The 20010-nt window shown below is 42.4% G+C and carries 20 protein-coding genes; all 20 read left to right on the top strand.

The genetic code is table 11. The features are described from left to right. The first annotated feature begins 13 nt into the window (after positions 1-13). The 20 genes from NTZ10_03020 (at position 14) to gmd (ending at position 20003) form a co-directional block, all read left to right on the top strand. A complete protein-coding gene (locus NTZ10_03020; protein ID MCX5749199.1) occupies positions 14-952 on the top strand; it encodes a glycosyltransferase in 939 nt (312 codons plus the stop codon). 12 nt (positions 953-964) lie between these two features. Further along, positions 965-1831: a dTDP-4-dehydrorhamnose reductase gene (gene rfbD, locus NTZ10_03025; protein ID MCX5749200.1), complete on the top strand. Its 867-nt coding sequence runs from the start codon at positions 965-967 to the stop codon at positions 1829-1831. Continuing rightward, positions 1806-2720, top strand: coding sequence for a polysaccharide deacetylase family protein (locus NTZ10_03030; GenBank protein MCX5749201.1), 915 nt, complete (start codon positions 1806-1808; stop codon positions 2718-2720). Before rfbD ends, NTZ10_03030 begins: the two co-directional genes overlap by 26 nt. Next, positions 2708-3751 carry a DegT/DnrJ/EryC1/StrS family aminotransferase gene (locus NTZ10_03035; protein MCX5749202.1) on the top strand — a complete coding sequence of 348 codons (1044 nt, stop codon included), beginning with the start codon at positions 2708-2710 and terminating at the stop codon, positions 3749-3751. The genes NTZ10_03030 and NTZ10_03035 overlap by 13 nt, the downstream gene beginning before the upstream one ends. Then, entirely contained in the window at positions 3741-4883 is a 1143-nt protein-coding gene (locus NTZ10_03040; GenBank protein MCX5749203.1) for a GNAT family N-acetyltransferase, read from the top strand. The genes NTZ10_03035 and NTZ10_03040 overlap by 11 nt, the downstream gene beginning before the upstream one ends. Next, positions 4880-6019: a glycosyltransferase family 4 protein gene (locus NTZ10_03045; protein MCX5749204.1), complete on the top strand. Its 1140-nt coding sequence runs from the start codon at positions 4880-4882 to the stop codon at positions 6017-6019. The genes NTZ10_03040 and NTZ10_03045 overlap by 4 nt, the downstream gene beginning before the upstream one ends. Further along, the gene (locus tag NTZ10_03050) at positions 6009-6173 is read left to right on the top strand and encodes a hypothetical protein (GenBank protein MCX5749205.1); all 165 of its coding nucleotides are present in this window, start codon (positions 6009-6011) and stop codon (positions 6171-6173) included. Before NTZ10_03045 ends, NTZ10_03050 begins: the two co-directional genes overlap by 11 nt. Positions 6174-6177: 4 nt before the next feature. Next, on the top strand, positions 6178-7632 hold the full coding sequence (locus NTZ10_03055; protein MCX5749206.1) for a radical SAM protein: 1455 nt from the start codon (positions 6178-6180) through the stop codon (positions 7630-7632). Next, positions 7629-7892, top strand: a complete 264-nt coding sequence (locus NTZ10_03060; protein MCX5749207.1) for a glycosyltransferase — start codon at positions 7629-7631, stop codon at positions 7890-7892. Before NTZ10_03055 ends, NTZ10_03060 begins: the two co-directional genes overlap by 4 nt. After that, positions 7885-8961, top strand: coding sequence for a glycosyltransferase family 4 protein (locus tag NTZ10_03065; protein MCX5749208.1), 1077 nt, complete (start codon positions 7885-7887; stop codon positions 8959-8961). Before NTZ10_03060 ends, NTZ10_03065 begins: the two co-directional genes overlap by 8 nt. A 585-nt stretch (positions 8962-9546) precedes the next feature. Continuing rightward, the gene (locus NTZ10_03070) at positions 9547-10941 is read left to right on the top strand and encodes a glycosyltransferase family 39 protein (protein ID MCX5749209.1); all 1395 of its coding nucleotides are present in this window, start codon (positions 9547-9549) and stop codon (positions 10939-10941) included. A 33-nt stretch (positions 10942-10974) separates the two neighbouring features. After that, positions 10975-11775, top strand: coding sequence for a glycosyltransferase family 2 protein (locus tag NTZ10_03075; protein ID MCX5749210.1), 801 nt, complete (start codon positions 10975-10977; stop codon positions 11773-11775). Positions 11776-11788: 13 nt separating this feature from the next. Continuing rightward, positions 11789-13111, top strand: coding sequence for a UDP-glucose/GDP-mannose dehydrogenase family protein (locus NTZ10_03080; protein MCX5749211.1), 1323 nt, complete (start codon positions 11789-11791; stop codon positions 13109-13111). Beyond that, a complete protein-coding gene (locus NTZ10_03085) occupies positions 13108-14031 on the top strand; it encodes an SDR family oxidoreductase (protein ID MCX5749212.1) in 924 nt (307 codons plus the stop codon). Before NTZ10_03080 ends, NTZ10_03085 begins: the two co-directional genes overlap by 4 nt. Beyond that, positions 14028-15164: a hypothetical protein gene (locus NTZ10_03090; protein ID MCX5749213.1), complete on the top strand. Its 1137-nt coding sequence runs from the start codon at positions 14028-14030 to the stop codon at positions 15162-15164. Before NTZ10_03085 ends, NTZ10_03090 begins: the two co-directional genes overlap by 4 nt. After that, entirely contained in the window at positions 15142-16245 is a 1104-nt protein-coding gene (locus tag NTZ10_03095; protein ID MCX5749214.1) for a glycosyltransferase family 1 protein, read from the top strand. The genes NTZ10_03090 and NTZ10_03095 overlap by 23 nt, the downstream gene beginning before the upstream one ends. Positions 16246-16260: 15 nt before the next feature. After that, the gene (locus NTZ10_03100) at positions 16261-17019 is read left to right on the top strand and encodes a glycosyltransferase family 2 protein (protein ID MCX5749215.1); all 759 of its coding nucleotides are present in this window, start codon (positions 16261-16263) and stop codon (positions 17017-17019) included. Continuing rightward, positions 17016-17951 carry an NAD-dependent epimerase/dehydratase family protein gene (locus tag NTZ10_03105; protein MCX5749216.1) on the top strand — a complete coding sequence of 312 codons (936 nt, stop codon included), beginning with the start codon at positions 17016-17018 and terminating at the stop codon, positions 17949-17951. Before NTZ10_03100 ends, NTZ10_03105 begins: the two co-directional genes overlap by 4 nt. 76 nt (positions 17952-18027) lie before the next feature. After that, positions 18028-18993 carry a GDP-mannose 4,6-dehydratase gene (locus tag NTZ10_03110; GenBank protein MCX5749217.1) on the top strand — a complete coding sequence of 322 codons (966 nt, stop codon included), beginning with the start codon at positions 18028-18030 and terminating at the stop codon, positions 18991-18993. Continuing rightward, positions 18990-20003, top strand: coding sequence for a GDP-mannose 4,6-dehydratase (gene gmd / locus NTZ10_03115; protein MCX5749218.1), 1014 nt, complete (start codon positions 18990-18992; stop codon positions 20001-20003). The genes NTZ10_03110 and gmd overlap by 4 nt, the downstream gene beginning before the upstream one ends. The last annotated feature ends 7 nt before the right edge of the window (positions 20004-20010 follow it).

Below are 20010 nucleotides of genomic sequence, written 5' to 3' on the forward strand. Positions count from 1 at the left end.
AGGAGAACTGTTCATGCCCCTGGTAAGCGTAAATATACCGGTCTTTAACTGCGAGAGATATATTAAAGAAACAGTGGAAAGTGTTCTTTCTCAAACTTTTCAGGACTATGAGATTATCCTGATAGATGACGGGTCAAAGGACCGGACTTCTGAAATAATAAAAACCATGACAGATCCAAGGATTAAATATTTTTATCAGGAAAATCAGGGGATAGGCGCCGCAAGAAATTCGGCGATAGAGCGTTCAAGCGGAAAATACATAGCCTTTCTTGATCACGACGATCTGTGGCTGCCGGAAAAACTAGAAAAACAAATGCGGCTATTTCAAAAAACCCCAAAACCAGGGCTTGTTTATTGCGATACGACCTTCTTTAATGAAAAAGGAGACCTTTATTCCTTCTACTCCAAAAGCAAACCTAGCAGAGGGATGATATTCAGAGATCTTTTGCGAAAATATAATCTCTCGCTCGAGACGGTAGTGATAGACAGGAAAGTCCTAAAAGAAACAGGCTTGTTTGATCCGGAAATGATGATGGTGGAGGAATATGATCTTTTTCTGAGGATTGCCAGCAAATATCCGGCAGATTATGTGGACGAACCTTTGGCTAAATACAGGATCCATGACAGGAACTACAGCTGGGGCAGAGAGAGCGATGCCATAAGAGAAGAAAAAAAGGTCCTTGAAAAACTGAACGAATTTATTCCAAACTTCAAAAGTGATTACTCAATTGAACTGACAGGCGTGAAGATGAACTTTAAAAAGAGGGAGGGGCTTCTTGAGTGGAAGAGGGGAGAAAAAAACAGGGCAGGCCGGATCTTTACGGAAATATTTAAAGATACGGCAAATATTAAAGTTCTTTTGTTGCTGATTTTTAGCAGATTTATGACTTATACGGCTTTTTCCGATTTGATAAGCAAGCTATTAGGCAAAAGGTTCCAATTATTTGAATAACAGGAGGATCCAATGATCCTTGTCACGGGCGCGAACGGAATGGTCGGTTCTTACGTAAAAGAAGTCTTTTGTGATGAAGAGCTCATTTTAACAGATCTTCCGGAGCTGGATATCAGCAAAAGGGCGTCTCTTGAGGGAAAACTGAATAAATATAGGCCGGAATATGTGCTTCATCTTGCGGCAGAGACCAATGTTGACAAATGTGAGACAGAGATTGAGCACGCTTATAAGATCAATGTTGAAGGCACAAAGAATGTGGCCGAAGCTTGCAAACGGCTTGGTTCGACGCTTATCTACATAAGCACCGGATACGTGTTTAACGGAAAAGGCAGGCAGCTCCATAGCGAAAATGACAGGGCCGACCCTCAAAATGTCTATGGCAGGACAAAGCTTGAGGGGGAAAAGATCGTACGGGAAATTCTCGAAAAATATTATATTTTCAGAGCTGATTGGATGATAGGCGGAGGTCCGCAGCGGGATAAGAAATATGTGGGTCAGATCATAAGAAAGTGTGAGCAAAATTCGGACATAGAAGCGATTGAGGATCAATATAGCACCCCAACATTTGCCGGGGATTTTTTAGCCGGAATAAAGCTTGTGACAAAAACACAACCTTGCGGTCTTTATCATCTTGCGAATAAGGGCATCTGCAGCCGGTATGAGATGGCCGTGGAAATTGCAAGACAATTGGGAACAAAAAATAAAGTAATTCCCGTACCGTCAAGCGTTTTTAAAGCACCCGCAAAAAGGGCGCAATCCACCGCTCTGCGGAACTTTAAGCTTGAGCAACTGGGGCTTGATATAATGCCTGGATGGAAAATATCACTTGAAAAATATTTGAATGAATGGAGGCATGAACAAAGCTTTTATGCCAAATAATTGTGTTGCATTAATGTATCACAGGATCAGGCCCCGACTTCCTGGAGGCAGGATATATCCTAATGACGTTATAACAGTTTATGTAGATGAGTTTGATAAGCAGGTAGCATTCCTCAAAAAGAATTTTAGTGTATTATCAAAAAATGAATTTGTGGAATGTGTTGAGAAAGGCCTCATTTTTCCAAAAAAATCAGTATTAATTACATTCGATGACGGGCAGACGGATATTTATGAGTTTGCATATCCGATCTTGAAGAAACACAATGTTCCTGCAATAGTATTTCTCCCGACAGATTTTATAGGCACAAACAAGGTGATTTGGTGGGATGAATTAGAGTCATATTTAATGGGTTCTTCCATTTCCGGTAATGAAATAGCGCTTCAAATGGCTAAAATGCAAGAAGAGGAAAGAAGGAAATGGCTAGATAAAATAAAACTGCAGTATAAAACAGGCGATTTAATATTAAATAGATCTGCATTGACGTGGCAAGAAATAAAGGAGATGACCGATCTTATATCATTTCAACCGCACACAAAAAACCACGTACGACTTTCAAATGTTTTGCAAGAGGAAGCGAGAAATGAAATATTAGGATCAAAGCAAGCGATCGAAGAAAATCTTGGAATTGTTGCTGATGTATTTGCTTATCCCTATGGCGGAATATCAGATTATAACGAAACTCATGAACTTATTCTTACGAATAATGGTTTTAAGCTGTCATTTTCAACCTCCGAATGGCATATAAATAAAAGAAGCAGAGTTTTTGCTTTGCCAAGAGTAGCCGTTAACTCCTCAGATAATCTTTTTTTGTTTAGAATAAAACTGTCGTGGCTCCCGGTTTTGTTAAAAAGGGCCATAAGGAAGATATATAATAAGTGCAAAAAATAACTATTGCTCCGGTGTTGGACTTTAGATCGTTTTTTGGGAAAAGATACGGCTATCCCGAGCCGTTGGACGGCAGTGATGTGTTTTTCTTCGGTTTTGCCAGAACGGCGCTTATGTACGGCCTGAAGGCGCTTGGCATACAAAAAGGCGGCACGGTATTAATCCCCTCGTATATATGCAATGTTGTACTGGCCCCTTTTAATTATACGGGGATCAATGTTGAATATTTTGATGTTAAGCGCGATCTTTCGCCGGATATTGATGATATCAAAAGCAAGATCACAAAAAACGCAAAAGCTATTCTTGCGGTAAATTATTTTGGTTTTCCGTCAAAAATTGATGAGATAAAGCGGGTCTGTGCTGAAAATAGGCTTTTATATATTGAGGATAATGCCCATGGTTTTTTGAGCGGATATCAGGGGCATCCTTTGGGTAGCTTTGGCGATATTTCGATATTCAGCATAAGAAAAACGCTTCCGGTACCTAATGGCGCGGCCCTAAAGATCAATAATTCCCGGATATTTGCGAATATAGATCCTTTGCTTAAAGCAGGCCGAGGCGACGCGGCGTTCTTATTAAGGCAGCTGAATCTGAATATAGAAGATGTTTTCGGGGTCAATTTGGTCAAGGCGCTGAAAAATCCGCCGGGCAAAAATGATATCTATGACCCAAAGGACGAAAGTATAGAGGAAGAAACTAATCTGGAAAAATATCTTGTGAGGCGATCAAAACTCGCAGAGTTCATCGCCAAAAGAAGCGATTATGAAAACATAAAGAAGGTCCGCAGAAATGCTTTTTCATATTTGCTAAGAACTGTTAAAGATGCCGAGCCGGTATTTAAGGAACTGCCTGACGGAGTTGTTCCGTACGCCTTTCCGGTTTATGTCAAGGATGTCAAGGGCTTTATCAGAGATATGTGTCAAAAGGGTATTTACTGTTCTCCCTGGCCTACGCTTCCTTCAAGCTTAAAAGAATGCCCCGGGTTTTATAGGCAGGTAGTCCTCGTCCCGGTTTGGAGGGAATATGGAAACTAAGATCATCCGTGATCTTAATGAATTCGAAGCGATAAAAGACAAGTGGAACGCGGCTCAGAAGAGCCCGTCAAACATCTTTTTCCTGAGGCACGAATGGCTTTTAAACTGGTGGAAGTGCTTTGGCGCAGGCAACGGATTGTTTGTCGTATTGATAATAGAAGGCGATAATATTGTCGCGGCCGCGCCGATGATGATACTCAGAAAAAAATACTTCGGCGTACTGGAGGTCAGAAAGCTTCAATTCATAGCCCATGAGGTCTCCGATTATCTGGATTTTATTATTGTAAAAGATCATGCGGATAATTTTGCCCTGTTGATAAAACAGATTGAATCGCTCTCATCATTATGGGACTGGGCCGAATTTCTTTATATACCCCAAACATCCGCGTATTTTGAATGCTGGAGCAATATAACGTCAGAATTCTTCAGCAGCAGCTTTGAGGAAAAAGATGTCTCCATATTAGCGGATATCGGGCAGTTCGAAAATTTTGCGGGATATCTTAAAAGCCTGCATAAAAAGGTAAGGTCCGATGTTGTGCGGCAGTTTAACAATATTAAAAAACTTGGGGAGCTTAAGTTGGAAGTGTGCAATGAACGCGGTAAAATAGACGGTTTGCTTAACGTTTTTTTTGATCTGCACAAGAAAAAATGGAAAAAAGAAAAGCACGTAAGCCAGTTCCATGATGAATCGCTTATGAACAGGTACCGCTTGCTTTCAAGAGATCTGGACGGCAGCGGAATGCTGGAAATGTCATGCCTTTACTGCGCCGGTAATATCGTTGCCATGCATTACGGGTTCGTTTACGCTGATAGATATTATTGGTATACGCCGACTTATAACCCCCAGTACCGGCAATATTCCCCCGGAAAGCTTTTGCTCGCGAGCCTTATAGAAAACGCGATAAAAAGAGGCATTAAAATATTCGATCTTTTGAGAGGAAATGAGCAGTATAAATATTTCTGGACCCGGAAACGGGAGCTGCTATTTGGGACTGTTTTTGTGAACAGGCGCCTGCCATCCGTAATTAAATATCTTTTCTCAAAAGGGATAAAAGACATGTTTTTGAGAACTGTTGCCGGGCAAAAGCTTAAGAGCATTAAAGCAAAAATCAGGTTTTTAATAAAAAAATGAAGAAGATCGTATTTTACAGCGATTCCGCTGAATTCGGCGGAGCCGAAAAATATCTGGTCGATTTGATCAATAAGCTCGACAGGGCCAAGTATCGATCAATATGCGTTCTTCCAAAAAACAAAAACAGCTTCAAATTCAGGGGCAAAATCAATAATACAAAAATATATGAGCTTTCAAGACCGCGAATATGGCTTGGCCTGACAGGTATATTAATGAAGGAAAAACCTGATATTGTCCACCTCAATATGCATGTTCCTTTCTCATGCTTTTTTGCTATTCTCGCTTCGAAATTGACCAAAGTACATGGATTGCTGGCTACTGTTCATTCAGTAGTGCCGCCTGCATCGAGATCTTTATTGTTGAAGTTTATTAAGCATCGGCTTTCAAATTTATTGCTTACTAAAATAGATGCGTTTATCTGCGTTTCAAGGAACAGCAAAGAAATGTTTGCCGAAAATTACAAAATCGATAATGACAAAATATCTGTTGTCTATAATGGCATAGACATGAGTGATGCGGAAGGGTCTGATGCAGCAGGGCTAAAAAAACAACTTGGGATAAACGGGCGCGACAGGATCGTCGGTGTTGTATCAAGAATTGTCAAAGATAAAGGTGTTGATGATTTTCTCCGGGCGTCAAAAAAGGTCCTCGCTTCATGTCCTGATACAACTTTCCTGATCGCGGGGGACGGATATCTTGGGGATAAGATGAAGGACCTGTCGGTTTCTCTTGGTATCAGCAAAAAAGTCGTTTTTGCAGGTGAAGTCAAGGATGTCTTCAGCCATATCAACATTATGGATATTTGTGTTATGCCATCCCGTCACGAATCCATGCCATATGTTATTCTTGAATATATAGCGATGGGGAAGCCGGCCATTGCCTCAAAAGTGGGCGGAATTCCTGAAGTTTTGGATGATGGGGTAAATGGAATTTTGTTTGAGCCGAAAGACATTGATAAATTAGCTCAGAAAGCCGTTGAACTGCTCGATAATAAGGAAAAAGCGCTTGAAATATCGCGGAATGCTAAAATAAAATCCGATGAATATACCATCGAAAAAATGATCGAAAGGACTATCAATGTTTATGAATCTATAGAAAGCCCCATAATAATAAAGGAGAGTATTAATGAAGAATAAAGAAATGCCCGTTAAAAATTATAAAAAACGAAAACACGTTATATTTGCATATCTTCTTTTTGCTCCGACATTATTAAACATAAATATTGCAAGGTTCGTCATTGAAAGTGAAAATAATATTAGTAATCTTGTAAATAAAATCATTGAGGTGTAAGCAAATGAAAGTGCTGTTTATTTATTCCTTGTGCAGTATAGCCTCAGCGAGCAAGCCCCTAAGATCACCAGAATGGATCCAATTCGGGATCTCGTATATATCCGCAATTTTAAAACAAAACGGGCATTCTACAAAACTGATCATATTAAGCAGAATTTCCGGTGAAAAAAACAAAAATATCATAGACAAATATATTAATGAGTTTAAGCCTGAATTGGTGTGCTTTACTTCTGTAAGCAGCGAATATTCATTTGTTGTTGAAATAGCAAGATATATAAGATCAAACTATCCGGATTTATTTTTATTAATCGGGGGGGCGCATGTTTCACTGAACCCGGAAGGAGCGTTAAATGATTTTGATGCTTTATGTATTGGAGAAGGGGAATATCCTGTCTTAGAGTTGGTTTCAAGCATCGAAGAAAACAAACCCCCACAGTCAATACCAAATTTATGGATCAAACATGATGATAAAATAGAAAAAAATCCATCCAGGCCATTCATATCAGATCTTGATGTTTTGCCTTTTCCCGATAGAGATATGTGGCAGGAGTGGATAAAGGAAGATGCCTCTGCAAGACACACCGTTTTATTGGGACGCGGTTGCCCGTTTAATTGCAGTTATTGCAGTAATCATGCTTTAAGAAAAATAGCATCAGGAACTTATGTCAGATATAGGTCTCCGGACAATATCATTAGCGAAATAAATGAACTGGTTGATAAATATCCACAAAAAACCGAGATCTATCTGGAAGTGGAAACAATCGGAGTCAATAAAAGCTGGACATTAGAATTATGTTCAAAGCTCAGGAGTTTTAACCAGGCACATAAAAACCAAATACATTTTGGGGCTAATTTAAGGATTGTACCCAATGTTAATTATCGGGATATATTCCATGCTTTAAAAAATGCAAATTTTAGGTTTATTAATATTGGGCTTGAATCAGGAAGTGAAAAAATACGCCGAGAGATATTGAGACGCAATTATTCAAATGCAGACATAATAAATGCGGTAAAATTAGCACGCGAATATGGACTACAGGTCTCTTTTTTTAACATGGTCGGGCTCCCCGGGGAAACGGTTGATGATTTTCATGAAACAATCGAAATGAACAAAATATGCTTGCCAGATTGGATTAATTTTTCAATATTTTACCCATATCCCGGGACAGATTTATATACTTTTTGTAAAGCTAAAGGTTATTTGGGCGATTCAATTGATACGAGAATGGAAAGGGGGCGAGCAATATTAAATCTTCCATACTTTAGTAAAAAGGAAGTGGAACATAATTACATTTGGTTCAATTACAATGTTTATAAAGGGCATAAACCATTAATACGGTTATTATCACAGGCATTAAAACTGCAAATTAGGGCTAACCCATTCTTATTTGCGGTATATAGCTATTTTAAGTATATTGCTGCGAAAATGCTTAATGTTGCCATAAAAATGCTCATATGAAAAGAAGAAAGTTCCTCATTTTCCACACAATGAAAAAACCCGTGATATCAACTAATGTCGGGGGTATTCCGGAGATTATTGAAAATGGTTTTTCAGGATTGCTTATACCCCCAAATGATCCTAAAGCGATTGAAAACGCCGTGCTGGATCTGCTGTTTGACAAAGAGAAAGCCCGAGATATAGGCAAAAACGCGCTGGAGGTGTCCAGAAAGATATCTGTTCAGGACATGGCGTCAAGTGCAGAATATATAAATGAATAAGAAAAAAGTGCTGGTTTTCTATTATGGGGGGGTTTATGGAGGCGTTAATGCGTTCATTGATGCTTTCACTTCCATGATAAGCGAGAAGTATTCGTATAAAACGATATCTTTGAGGTCGTTGCAGGGAGAAGGGCCCCGAAAGAACAATCCTCTTTTGAAAAGCAGGGTTGTATCGATGTTTAATGCATTTTCAAGACTATTTTTGAATATTCGAAGTCAGGAATATGACATTATTGTTTCAAACGAACTAACAACAGCCGTATTTTGTTGTATCATTAAGGTCTTCCGTAAAAATATAAGGCACGTATGCGTCGTTCATTGTAACTACAAAGATATCCCCATCGGCTTCGCGTGGAGATCCGTCATCCAGGCATTCAAAAAAGTATTGATAAAGAATACCGACAAATTTGTTTGCGTATCAAAATTTGTCGCGCAGACGATAAGTGATTACGGGGTTGAACAGGATAAAATCGAAGTGATCTATAACTGCATAAAATCGCAGGAGAATATACGCATTGACAAAGAGCAAACTTGCAATTCAAGGGTTAATATCGCGTACATCGGCCGGCTTTCAAAAGAAAAGGGCGTAGATATTTTGCTGAAAATCGCAGACGGCCTTTTGCCCTTAAAGGAAAAAGTGGCATTTAAAATATTAGGAGACGGAGCGATGCAGGATCAGGTTGCCAGCTATTCAGGCTTACACCCCGAGTATTTCCGGTATCGCGGATTTGTCAGGGATCCTTTTGACGATAAAGACATGGATATTTTGATAATGCCTTCCCGCAGCGAAGGCTTTCCGATCGTGTTGTTAGAAGCGATGCAGAATGGCGCCTTAATTATAGCGGCAAATGTAGGGGGTATTCCGGAAATAGTCATAAATGGTTATAATGGAATTCTGTGCGGACAAAGTGATGTTAACGCGTATTGTGAAGCAGTAAAAAGATTAATAAGCGACGGCGACTTAAGATATAAGCTGCGGCACAACGCAATAGACACAATGAGGAACAAATTTTCTTTTGAGATAGCGAAAGAAAAATATTTAAGTCTTTTGGATCAGCTGGAAAAATGACAGGGGATCCCATATGAATGATATGAAACGGACAGAAAAAGGCAGCTCCATATGTTAATGGTCTTCCCGTTTATATTCTGTATTTTGGCGTTTCTCGGCTTTATCAAGCTCTTATCGGATAATAGTAAAGGTTTTTATACCGTCTTGCGGGAGGCTTTTATTTGGACTGCTCTCATGGCGGGGCTAACGGCGACTTTGATCATTGAGATCCTGAGCATCTTTAAAGCTATTGTTCCGATTTACGTCTCAATATCATGGTTGGGCGCATCAATAGCCGCAGGAATAGCGCTTTTTTCGATGCGTCATCGGAGATCCCCCGGGGCTTGTTCAAGGCCGTCTTTAGATCCCTTTGATAAGTCATTGATAGGCACGATTGTTTTCGTTATTGCCTTGACGTTTGTCATCGCTTTGCTAGCCCCGCCGAATAATTCTGATGCCATGACCTATCATATGGCCCGGGTAGCTCATTGGGCGCAGAACCATAGCGTGCTTAACTATCCTACTCATACATTGCGTCAGTTATACATGTCCCCGGGCGCAGAATTTATTATCTTGAATTTTCAGGTTTTATTGAGGAATGATTATTTGGCCAATTTTGTCCAGTGGTTTGCAATGATAGGAAGCATTATCGCAGTTACTCTGCTTGTTAAATTAATGAAGGGCGGCATAAAAGCTCAGATAATTTCCGGTTTTGTCGTGTCCACGATACCAATGGGTATTATGCAGTCCACCAGCACCCAAACCGATTATCTGACCGCTTTCTGGCTTTTATGCCTGGCATTATTTGTTGTCAGATCGAACCATGAAAACGGTCCTCTGAATGTTATCGGCGCGGGAGTTGCTTTAGGCCTGGCGGTGCTTACTAAGCCAACGGCCTGCTTTTTTGCCGCGCCTTTTGTTCTATGGTTGTTTGTCATTTGGTTCAGGAGGGACATGAAGAATTCCTGGAAGACATTTTTACTTGTATTTTTGACCGCGGTATTATTAAACTCAGGTTTCTTTTTGAGGAATGTGGCGCTTTTTCACGCTCCTTTCGGGCCTCATGATGACTATACTCAGAGCGAGATACACTCGCCTCGCAATATAGCGTCAAATATTGTGAAGTATTTTTCTTTGAATTTGAACACCCCTTCCAGTGCGGTAAACAGGCTGATCTATACGGCCATCGCTGATCTTCATCACTTATCTAAAGTTGATATCAATGACCGGAGGACTTCAGCATTTGCAAACTATTCAGTTGAAACCTACATTCCCCATGAGGATCTTGTGGGTAATCCCATGCATTTATTATTGATCATTATTTGCGGGTTGGCTCTTTTCAGTAAAAATATCAGCAGGGGAAATAAAGAATTGCTGTATTATTTTTCTTCGGTAGCCGCGGGTTTTTTGCTGTTTTTTGTGTTCATCAAATACCAGCCGTGGCTTAACCGTTTGATGCTGCCTGTTTTTCTATTGTTCTCCCCGATTACGGGAATAGCAATGAAAAGGATATTTTCCAGAGCGGCCCTGATATTATTTCTACTGATTTTATTTTTTGTGGCAGTCCCGCCGTTAGTGTTCAATATTAAAAAACCTTTGGCAATCCCTCCGTTCGTGCCTGACAGATATAAATATTCGCTTTTTACCCGGTCAAGGCAATATTTTTATTTTGCCGCCAAGCCGGAAACATATCAATGCTATAAGAAGATCGCTGAGACAATTAAAAGGCGCAACTATTCGCAGATCGGAATGGAAGAGTTTAGCAAGGAATATGAATATCCGTTGTGGATCGTTCTTGAGGGCAACGGCAGAAAATTCCGCATGGAACATGTGGGGGTCACGAATATTTCAAGATCTATCCCCGCTGATTTTACGCCTTCTGTAATTATATGTATCGGATCAGACCCGAAAATCTCTCAAAAATATGCAAAAAAGTTTAAATATAGAGAAGTAATCGGCTATGACAGCTTTGGTTCGCTGGTTATGCTGTACGGTCAATAGTTAACTCTGTCCGGATATGATAAAATATATTCCATGACCGATGAAAGAAAGGAACAAACTGATTTGCCGGAACATAACAGAGAAACCGGTCTTTCGCTTTCAGTGTTGATGCCGGTATACAATGAAAAATCCACGATATCAGAATGTATCGCAAGAGTATTTGCGGTCAAGAGCCCTTATATCTCCAGGATCGAGGTCATTACGGTTGACGACGGATCTACCGATGGTACGAGAGATATTTTGCGCGAACTTCAAAAAAAGCACCCCGGGCAATTGATCTATATTGAGCATGAAAGAAATCAAGGAAAAGGCGCGGCGATCCGGACTGCCATTGACAGGGCAGGGAATGATATCTGCATTATTCAGGATGCGGACCTGGAATATGACCCTAATGATTATCACAAGATAATGGCCCCTTTTGTCAAAGAAAATGCCGATGCGGTTTTTGGCTCCAGGTTCTTAACCGGGGATTATAAACGCCTTCTGAATTACAGGCACGCGGTCATAAACCGTTTTTTAACTTTTCTGACCAATGTCGTGACAAATATCAATTTTACGGATATGGAAACATGCTATAAAGCTGTACGCACCGAACTTCTAAAATCCATACCGATCAGAGCAAATTGTTTCGATCTCGAACCGGAAATATCGATCAAGCTTGCCAAAAGAGGCGCACATATATTCGAGGTGCCCATAAGTTACAGCGGACGGACAAGCGCGGAGGGTAAAAAGATCGGCTGGAAAGACGGTCTTATGGCGCTGAGAACACTGCTTAAATACAGTTTTGTGAATGACAGCAGCAAGAACGGCCCTAAAGCGGGTAAAAAGACATAAGGAGCTTATCAAAGTGAGAATATGTGTGATCGGAGTCGGTTATGTGGGATTGGTGACCGCCGCATGTCTGGCGGACCTGGGCAATGAAGTAGTATGTGTCGACAGCAACAAAAAGAAGATAAGCGCTTTAAAAAAAGGCAGAGTCCCGTTTTATGAGCCGGGGCTGAAAGAATTGGTCGTTCATAATTTAAAAAATAAAAGACTCGCATTTACGGGCGATCTGACGCTCACGGTGAATAAAGCGGAGATAATATTTATCGCGGTCGGTACACCGCCAAAAGCCACGGGTGAAGCGGATGTGACGGCCGTTATCCAGGTGACAAAAGGTATTGCGCGGGCCATAAAAAGCAAAGGCATAAAAGTCCGCAAAAGCAGCCTGGGCTATAAACTTATTGTGAATAAAAGCACTGTCCCTGTCGGGATGGGGGACCTGGTCACAGAGACGCTCTTAAAATACGGTATTCCGAAAAAAAGTTTCGCAGTCGTCTCAAACCCGGAATTCCTGCGCGAAGGCTCAGCGCTTTCAGATTTCCGGTCGCCCGACCGTTTAGTGATCGGAGCCTCCAATAATAAAGCTTTCAATTTGATCACCGATCTTTACCGCCCTTTGAACGCGCATATCATTTTTACCAGTATTAAGAACGCGGAGCTTATAAAATATGCTTCGAACGCGTTCCTTGCAACAAAGATATCTTTTATCAATGAAATGGCGAATATCTGTGAAAGGCTGGGAGCCGATATTATCGAGGTCGCATTTGGCATGGGGCTGGACAAACGGATCGGAAGAGGTTTTTTGAACGCCGGCGTCGGGTTCGGAGGCTCATGCTTTCCTAAAGATATTTCCGCATTGATACATCTTGCCAAGAGCCATGGTTATGAGCCGGTTATACTGAAGTCCACTAACGAATTTAACCGCAGCCAGAGAGAAGCCTTTGTCAGTAAGGTTGAAAAAAAATTGAAGGGCCTGAAAAATAAAACAATTGGTGTTTTGGGCTTATCGTTTAAACCGCAGACAGACGATCTGAGGGATGCCCCCTCCCTTGATATTATTGCCGGACTGCGGGGAAAGGGGGCCAAGGTCAAAGTTTATGATCCGATAGCCATGAACGCGGCAAAAAATATTCTGCGCGAGGTAACATTCTGCAAAAATGCCTATCAGGCTGCCGAGGGAAGCCACGCCCTGCTTATTATAACCGAATGGGACGAGTTCAAGGAACTGGACCTTAGCAGGATAAAAACTTCGATGAAAATGCCGGTCCTTATCGACGGAAGAAATATTTATGACCCCCGGCGCATGAGGGAGATGGGCTTTCAATATACAGGCACAGGAAGATGACAAGATTTTTGCTGACCGGCGGGGCCGGATTTATCGGGTCGCATCTGTCCGATTTTCTCCTGCAGCAAGGCCATCATGTTATTTGCATTGACAATCTTATTACCGGCGACCCGGCGAATATAGAGCACAACATTAAAAATGAGCGTTTTAGTTTCATCCGGCAGGATATCTGCCGGCAGATCAAGATAGACGGTTGTATAGACTGCGTACTTCATTTTGCCTCGCCGGCAAGCCCCATAGATTATTTAAAGATCCCTCTTGAGACAATGCGGGCAGGCTCGATCGGCACATTTAATACTTTGGATCTCGCGCAACAAAAGAACGCGAAATATCTTTTTGCGTCAACTTCTGAGATATACGGGGACCCGTTGGAACATCCGCAAACCGAGAGTTACTTTGGGAATGTCAATTCGGTCGGTCCCCGGGCAGTTTACGATGAGGCGAAAAGATTTTCCGAAGCGCTGACGATGGCTTATCACCGCGCCCATAATGTGGACACCCGGATCATCCGTATCTTTAACACTTACGGGCCGCGTATGCGGAAAGCGGACGGGAGGGTCATCCCCAATTTTATTAATCAGGCATTAAGTGATGAGCCGCTGACCGTCTACGGTGAAGGAAAACAGACGAGAAGCTTTTGCTATGTTTCCGATCTTGTCGCCGGGATATATAAACTGGTAAATTCGGCCGTGCATGAGCCCGTGAACATGGGAAATCCCAATGAAACCACAGTGATCGATGCGGCGAAAAAGATCATTAAACTGACAGGAAGTAAAAGCAAGATAGTTTATTGTCCGATGCCGGTCGATGACCCCAAAGTCAGGCGTCCGGATATCAGCAGAGCGGTGAAAGAACTGGGCTGGCAGCCGGCAGTCGATTTTGAGGAAGGCCTTATAAAAACCATCAAGTGGTTTAAATGAAGGTATCAATAAAAAAAATATTCATAGTACTGTTCTTTCTTTCTTACCTTTTTTATGTTCTTTCAAGCGCATTCTATTTAAAAGCGCATTTTCAGTGGCTTTATTTAGCGAAACACATTATGATCGCAATGATATGTGTTGTCGGGATGTTCACCTTCAGCAAAGTCATCAATAAAAGGCACTTGCTTCTCTTTATGGTGTTTCTTCCCGTGTTTATTCCATTCTTGTTCTTTAACTGGACCGGATGGGTTATGGCTTTTCAGAATATTATCTTTTTTGCCGCGGCTGTGATAATAAGTAAATACTGGACAAAAAGGGATACATTCTCCATAATAATCCTCTTTCTTGCTGTCTCGATGATCCCTGTATTCATAGATCTGTTATTTAACGCCGCGGGGTTCATATATAACACTTGGTACGGCAGACCGAGACTATTGCTCGGGTATTTTCACCCCAAAGAAGCAAGTATCGCACTTTTGATCCCGATACTTCTGGCGCGGTTCTTCATAACAGATAAAAAGATCAAATATCAGTTCGTCATTTTTTTCGATCTGCCGGTATTGGTCCTGCTCTATTTTGTTTCTTCAAGGAATACTTTGTTCTTTTATGCTAATTTCCTGCTGCTTTCTTTTCTGCTAAAACGGATAAAGTTTGTTCCGACCATTATCTTATACGGCCTTACATATATCGGAATACCTCTGCTTTTCCTGGCCCAATATTATGAAGAGATAAATCTGTGGCTAAGCAAACGCCTGAGTATTTGGATGACAGGGAATATATCTTTTTTTGGATCAGGGATGGCAATGGCATCCATAGCGGAGTACGGTGTGTTTTCCAAATTCCGCATAGATAATTTTTACCTTGACTACCTTATAGAGAACGGAGTAATCCCTTTTGTTTTTCTGATCACCGTGCTTTTTCTGATAATATTAAAACTGCGCAGCACAAAGATCAGGGGGGTGTATGTTAACGCGGTGTACATACCGTTCTTGATCAGCTGTGTATTCGACTCGGGGATGTTCTCGAGCGGGAATTTTCTCAATTTGTTCGTCTGGTCATTTGTGGCGGCCGGCCTGTGTTTTAAGAGCGAGTCGTTTGATACGGTGAAAAATGAAACAGCTGGTCCTGGATAATATAATATTCGGCCTGCAGAGATCGGGAGGCATAAGCAGATATTGGCAAGAGATCTTAGATCGTCTTATTGCGGACGATGAGTTTGCTGATCTTTCCTTCCTGGAACCGGCGCATGCAGGGGGCAACATATTCAGGCGGAAGACAGTTATCCCGGAAGAAAAAAAACGGCATCAATTGCCCATACCTTCAATAGCCATGCAATTCTTGCCCGTGAGATTGGATGCCCCGGCTGTTTTTCATTCCAGTTACTTCAGGTATGCTATTGGCAGAGAGGTCAATAATATAGTAACAGTATACGATTGCATCTATGAGCGGTTTAGAGGGAGCTCTATGGCAGCTTTTCTCCACAAGATAAGAACGAGAGCCCTGAGGCATGCTGACATTGTGATCTGCATTTCAAAAAGCACGGCGAATGACGTGATGAAATATTATCCGTATGTCAGCAAAGATAAGATCAGAGTCATCAGTTTGGCGGCAGGCGATGAGTTTTATAAGATGAAAGCAATTCCGGATAAAATTATTATTAACGGGCAAAGTATCATTAAGAATTCATATCTTTTGTATGTCGGAAAACGAGACGGCTATAAAAACTTTTCCGTGCTTATCAAGGCAATGGGGATATTAAAGAAAAAGGATTTGTCTTTGCCATGCGTCTTTGTTGTCGGCGGTGAACGGCAATTGCTTTCGAAACACACATCATTGATAAAAGAGCATGGTGTCGGAGATAAAGTTATCAGGACCTCCACTTGTGATGCGGCGGAATTAAATTTGTATTATAACTGCGCAAAGGCATATATTTGCACATCTTTGTATGAAGGGTTTGGGCTGCCTGTCCTGGAAGCATTTAAGGCGGGATGTCCTGTTATAACGGCAAACAATTCTTCTCTCGGGGAAGTAGCAGGGGACGCGGCACTGTTCTTTGATGCCGGGGATCCCGACAGCCTTGCCAGGCAGATCGAAAGTATATGTAATAACGTCCTAGCGGACAAATTCCGAAAAGCCGGGATTGAAAGAGCAAAATCGTTTTCCTGGGGCAATGCATACAGGGAAACAAAACAGGTTTACCTTTCACTGCTTTAGAAAGGAAGTTAAATTATGAAAAATCCTAAAATCTCAATAGTGACCGTAGTATTCAACAACAAAGAAATGATCGCTTCGGCTGTCGATTCGGTGCTGTCACAAACATATAGAAACATCGAATACATTATTGTTGACGGCGGCTCAACTGACGGAACTGCCGGGATAATAAAAAGTTACGGAAAAAAAATAGGAAAATATATTTCCGAGCCCGACAAAGGGATCTATGATGCCATGAATAAAGGCATTAAACTTGCCACAGGTGATATTGTCGGCGTTCTGAATTCGGATGACATGTTCTATGATAAGTTCGTTGTGGAAGATATCGCCAAGACGTTTGTGGAAAACGATGCGGATTGCGTGTACGGAGACCTTGTGTATGTCGACAGGAATGACGTCAATAAGGTGACGCGCAGATGGGATTCGTGCGCCTTCAAGAGCGGATTGTTTGAAAAAAGCTGGACGCCGGCCCATCCTACGTTCTATTGTAAAAGAGAACTCTTTGAAAGGCTGGGGTATTACAGGCTTGATTTTAAGATAGCAGCCGATGTTGATCTGATGTTCAGGTTCCTGGAGATCGCGGGGATCAGCTCGCGTTATATCCCGCGCATGATGGTGAAGATGAGGGATTGCGGCGTAAGTAACACAGGCCTGTCGAGTGCAATTACGATAACCAAAGAAATGCGTCAGGTTTTCATGGAGAACGGCAGAAGATTTAATCTTTTGAGCTATCTTTTTCATAAGGCCTTGAAGATAAGGCAGAAGATATTGAAATGAAACAAGTTCTGGTAACAGGAGCGGGAGGATTTATCGGAACCCAGCTGGTAATGGAGATGATACGGCAGGGAATAGACCCGATATGTTCGGAAAAGGACGACGGGGCAAGGCAGAGACTTGCGGATATCGGCGTTAAGAACTTCTGCCGGAATATTCAGGACCTGGGATATTTGGATGCCGTGATCCACCTTGCCGGCAGGGTTCACCAAATGAAGGAAAGGTCGCAATATCCGGAGCGGGAATATGAAAAGGATAATATCGGCCTTGCCGTCGACGTGGCGCAAAAGTCCATACTTAAAGGCGCAAAAAAGATCATCTTTGCAAGTACCGTTAAGGTATATGGTGAAAGGCCGGGACATTATACAGAGAAGGATCCGTCCGTTCCGGAAGAACCTTACGGGGCGTCGAAATCGATCGCCGAGTCAAAACTGACCGAGCTCGTGAACAGCTCTGAAAATGCCCGCCTGGTCATAATGCGATTTCCCATGGTATTCGGGCCGGGGAACAAGGGGAATATGCTCCCGCTTCTTCGGGCCGCTTCAAAAAAATTATTCCTTCCTCTGGGAGCGTCAGTGGGAAAAAGGAGCGTTCTTTATGTAGGCAATCTTGTCTTGGCCCTGTTGCGGGCCCTGGAGCATGACGTTGCGGAGAAGGTCAGTGTATACAATATAAAAGATGCGGACGTTTCGTCCGGCGAGCTTTACTGCGCGATAACCAGGGCGATGGGTTATGGTGAAAGATTATTGTACGTTCCGGAAGGCGTATTTAATGCAGCATCCGCCATATTTCCTGCGGTAAAGAAATTCAAAAAAAGGCTTTTCGATGAGTTCGTCTTTGATGACAGCAAATTCATAGAAACATACGGCTGGCGGCCAAAATTCACCTTTGATGAGTCGATAAGAAATACTGTTGAATGGTTCCGCAACCCATGATCATTCCAAACGATCTTCGGTCAGATTAACCTTTTGATCCAAGCTTCTTTCGGAATGTTATAATAATATAAACCTTATGAAAGTACTTATCACAGGAATCACGGGTTTTGTCGGCAGTCATCTGGCCGAACATCTCCTGGCTGAAGGAATGGAGGTTTTTGGGGCGGCAAGGTGGCGGAGCAGCAAAGACAATATCGAGAATATAAAGGATAAGATCAAACTCCTTGAATGCGACATAAACGATGCGTTTTCCGTAAAGCAGATGCTAATAGATATTAAGCCAGACCAGGTTTATCATCTGGCGGGGCAGAGCTCGGTAGCGGCTTCTTGGAACAGCCCGGCAGAAACAATAAATACTAATGTAATAGGTCAGATAAATATTCTGGAAGCGGTCCGCATGTTAAAGCCGGACACGCAGCTCCATATTGCCGGAAGCAGTGAGGAATACGGCCTTGTAACGGAAAAAGATATCCCCATAAATGAAGACGTTCAGCTCAGGCCTCTTTCGCCGTATTCGGTCAGTAAAGTCGCCCAGGACCTTTTGGGCTACCAGTATTTTAAGAGTTATGGCATGAAGATCATCCGGACCAGGGCGTTTAACCATACGGGGCCCAGGCATTCGGATATTTTTGTGACCTCTAATTTTGCCAGGCAGATCGCCCTGATAGAAAAAGGCAGACAAGAGCCGGTAGTAAAAGCAGGCAACCTTGAGGCGCGAAGAGATTATACTGATGTAAGAGATATTGCAAAAGCGTACCGGCTCGCCCTGCAAAAGGGGGACATGGGGGAAGTATATAATATATGTTCGGGAAAGGCCGTCAGCATCAGGAAAATGCTTGATATTCTTCTGTCTTTCAGCACGAAAAAGATCACCGTTGAAACGGACCCTTCAAGGCTGAGGCCATCGGATATTCCCGTCATGCAGGGGGACTGCGCAAAATTCGTCTCAAAAACCGGCTGGTTGCCTTCGATCCCTCTTGAAAAAACGTTAAAAGACACATTTGATTATTGGATCGGTGAGATAGAAAGGCAACATATATGAAAAAAGCGCTGATAACGGGAATAACAGGGCAGGACGGGTCGTATCTCGCGGAACTTCTTTTGGAAAAAGGGTATGAAGTCCACGGAACGCTAAGAAGGTCCTCGAGTTTTAATACCGAAAGAATAGATCATATATTCGACAAGATAAAGACCTACCACAGCGATCTGACGGATTCTTCAAGCCTGAACCGCCTTATAGAAAATACCCAGCCGGATGAAATTTACAATTTGGGCGCGCAGTCGCATGTTAAAGTGTCTTTTGAAGTGCCGGAATATACTGCAGAGACAGATGCTATCGGCACTTTGCGCCTTTTGGACGCGATCAGAGAAACAAAGATAAAAACAAGGTTTTATCAGGCTTCCACCAGCGAGATGTTCGGCGGCCTGCCTGAAACTGTTCCTCAGAACGAAAAAACACCTTTTCACCCGAGAAGCCCTTACGGCGTGGCCAAGCTTTACGCTCACTGGATAACGGTCAATTACAGGGAGGCGTACGGTCTTTTTTCATGCAGCGGAATATCGTTCAACCATGAGTCCCCGAGAAGAGGCAAAACTTTTATCACGAGAAAGATCTCCATCGGGGCGGCAAAGATAAAGCTGGGCCTCTCGGACAAGATAAAGCTCGGCAATCTTGACGCGAAAAGAGACTGGGGATACGCGCCTGATTATGTTAAGGCCATGCACTTGATGCTTCAGGCAAAAGTGCCGGATGATTATGTTGTCGCAACGGGGCAGTCGCACAGTGTGAGGGAGTTTTGCGAAAAAGCATTTCTTGAGACAGGCGTTGAACTTGAGTGGAAGGGCAAGGGGACCGACGAAAAGGGGCTTGACAAGAAAACAGGTAAAATCTTGATCGAGATAGATCCGCGCTATTTCAGGCCGGCGGAAGTCGAATACTTGCAGGGGGACCCTTCAAAAGCGAAGTCGAAACTGGGATGGAGCCCTGAAGTGACTTTTGATGAGCTTGTAAAAATAATGGTAAGGGAAGATCTGAAGCAGTTAAAAGGATAACAATTCT

Source organism: Candidatus Saganbacteria bacterium, assembly GCA_026387835.1.
Taxonomy (GTDB): Bacteria; Margulisbacteria; WOR-1; order JAKLHX01; family JAKLHX01; genus JAPLKZ01.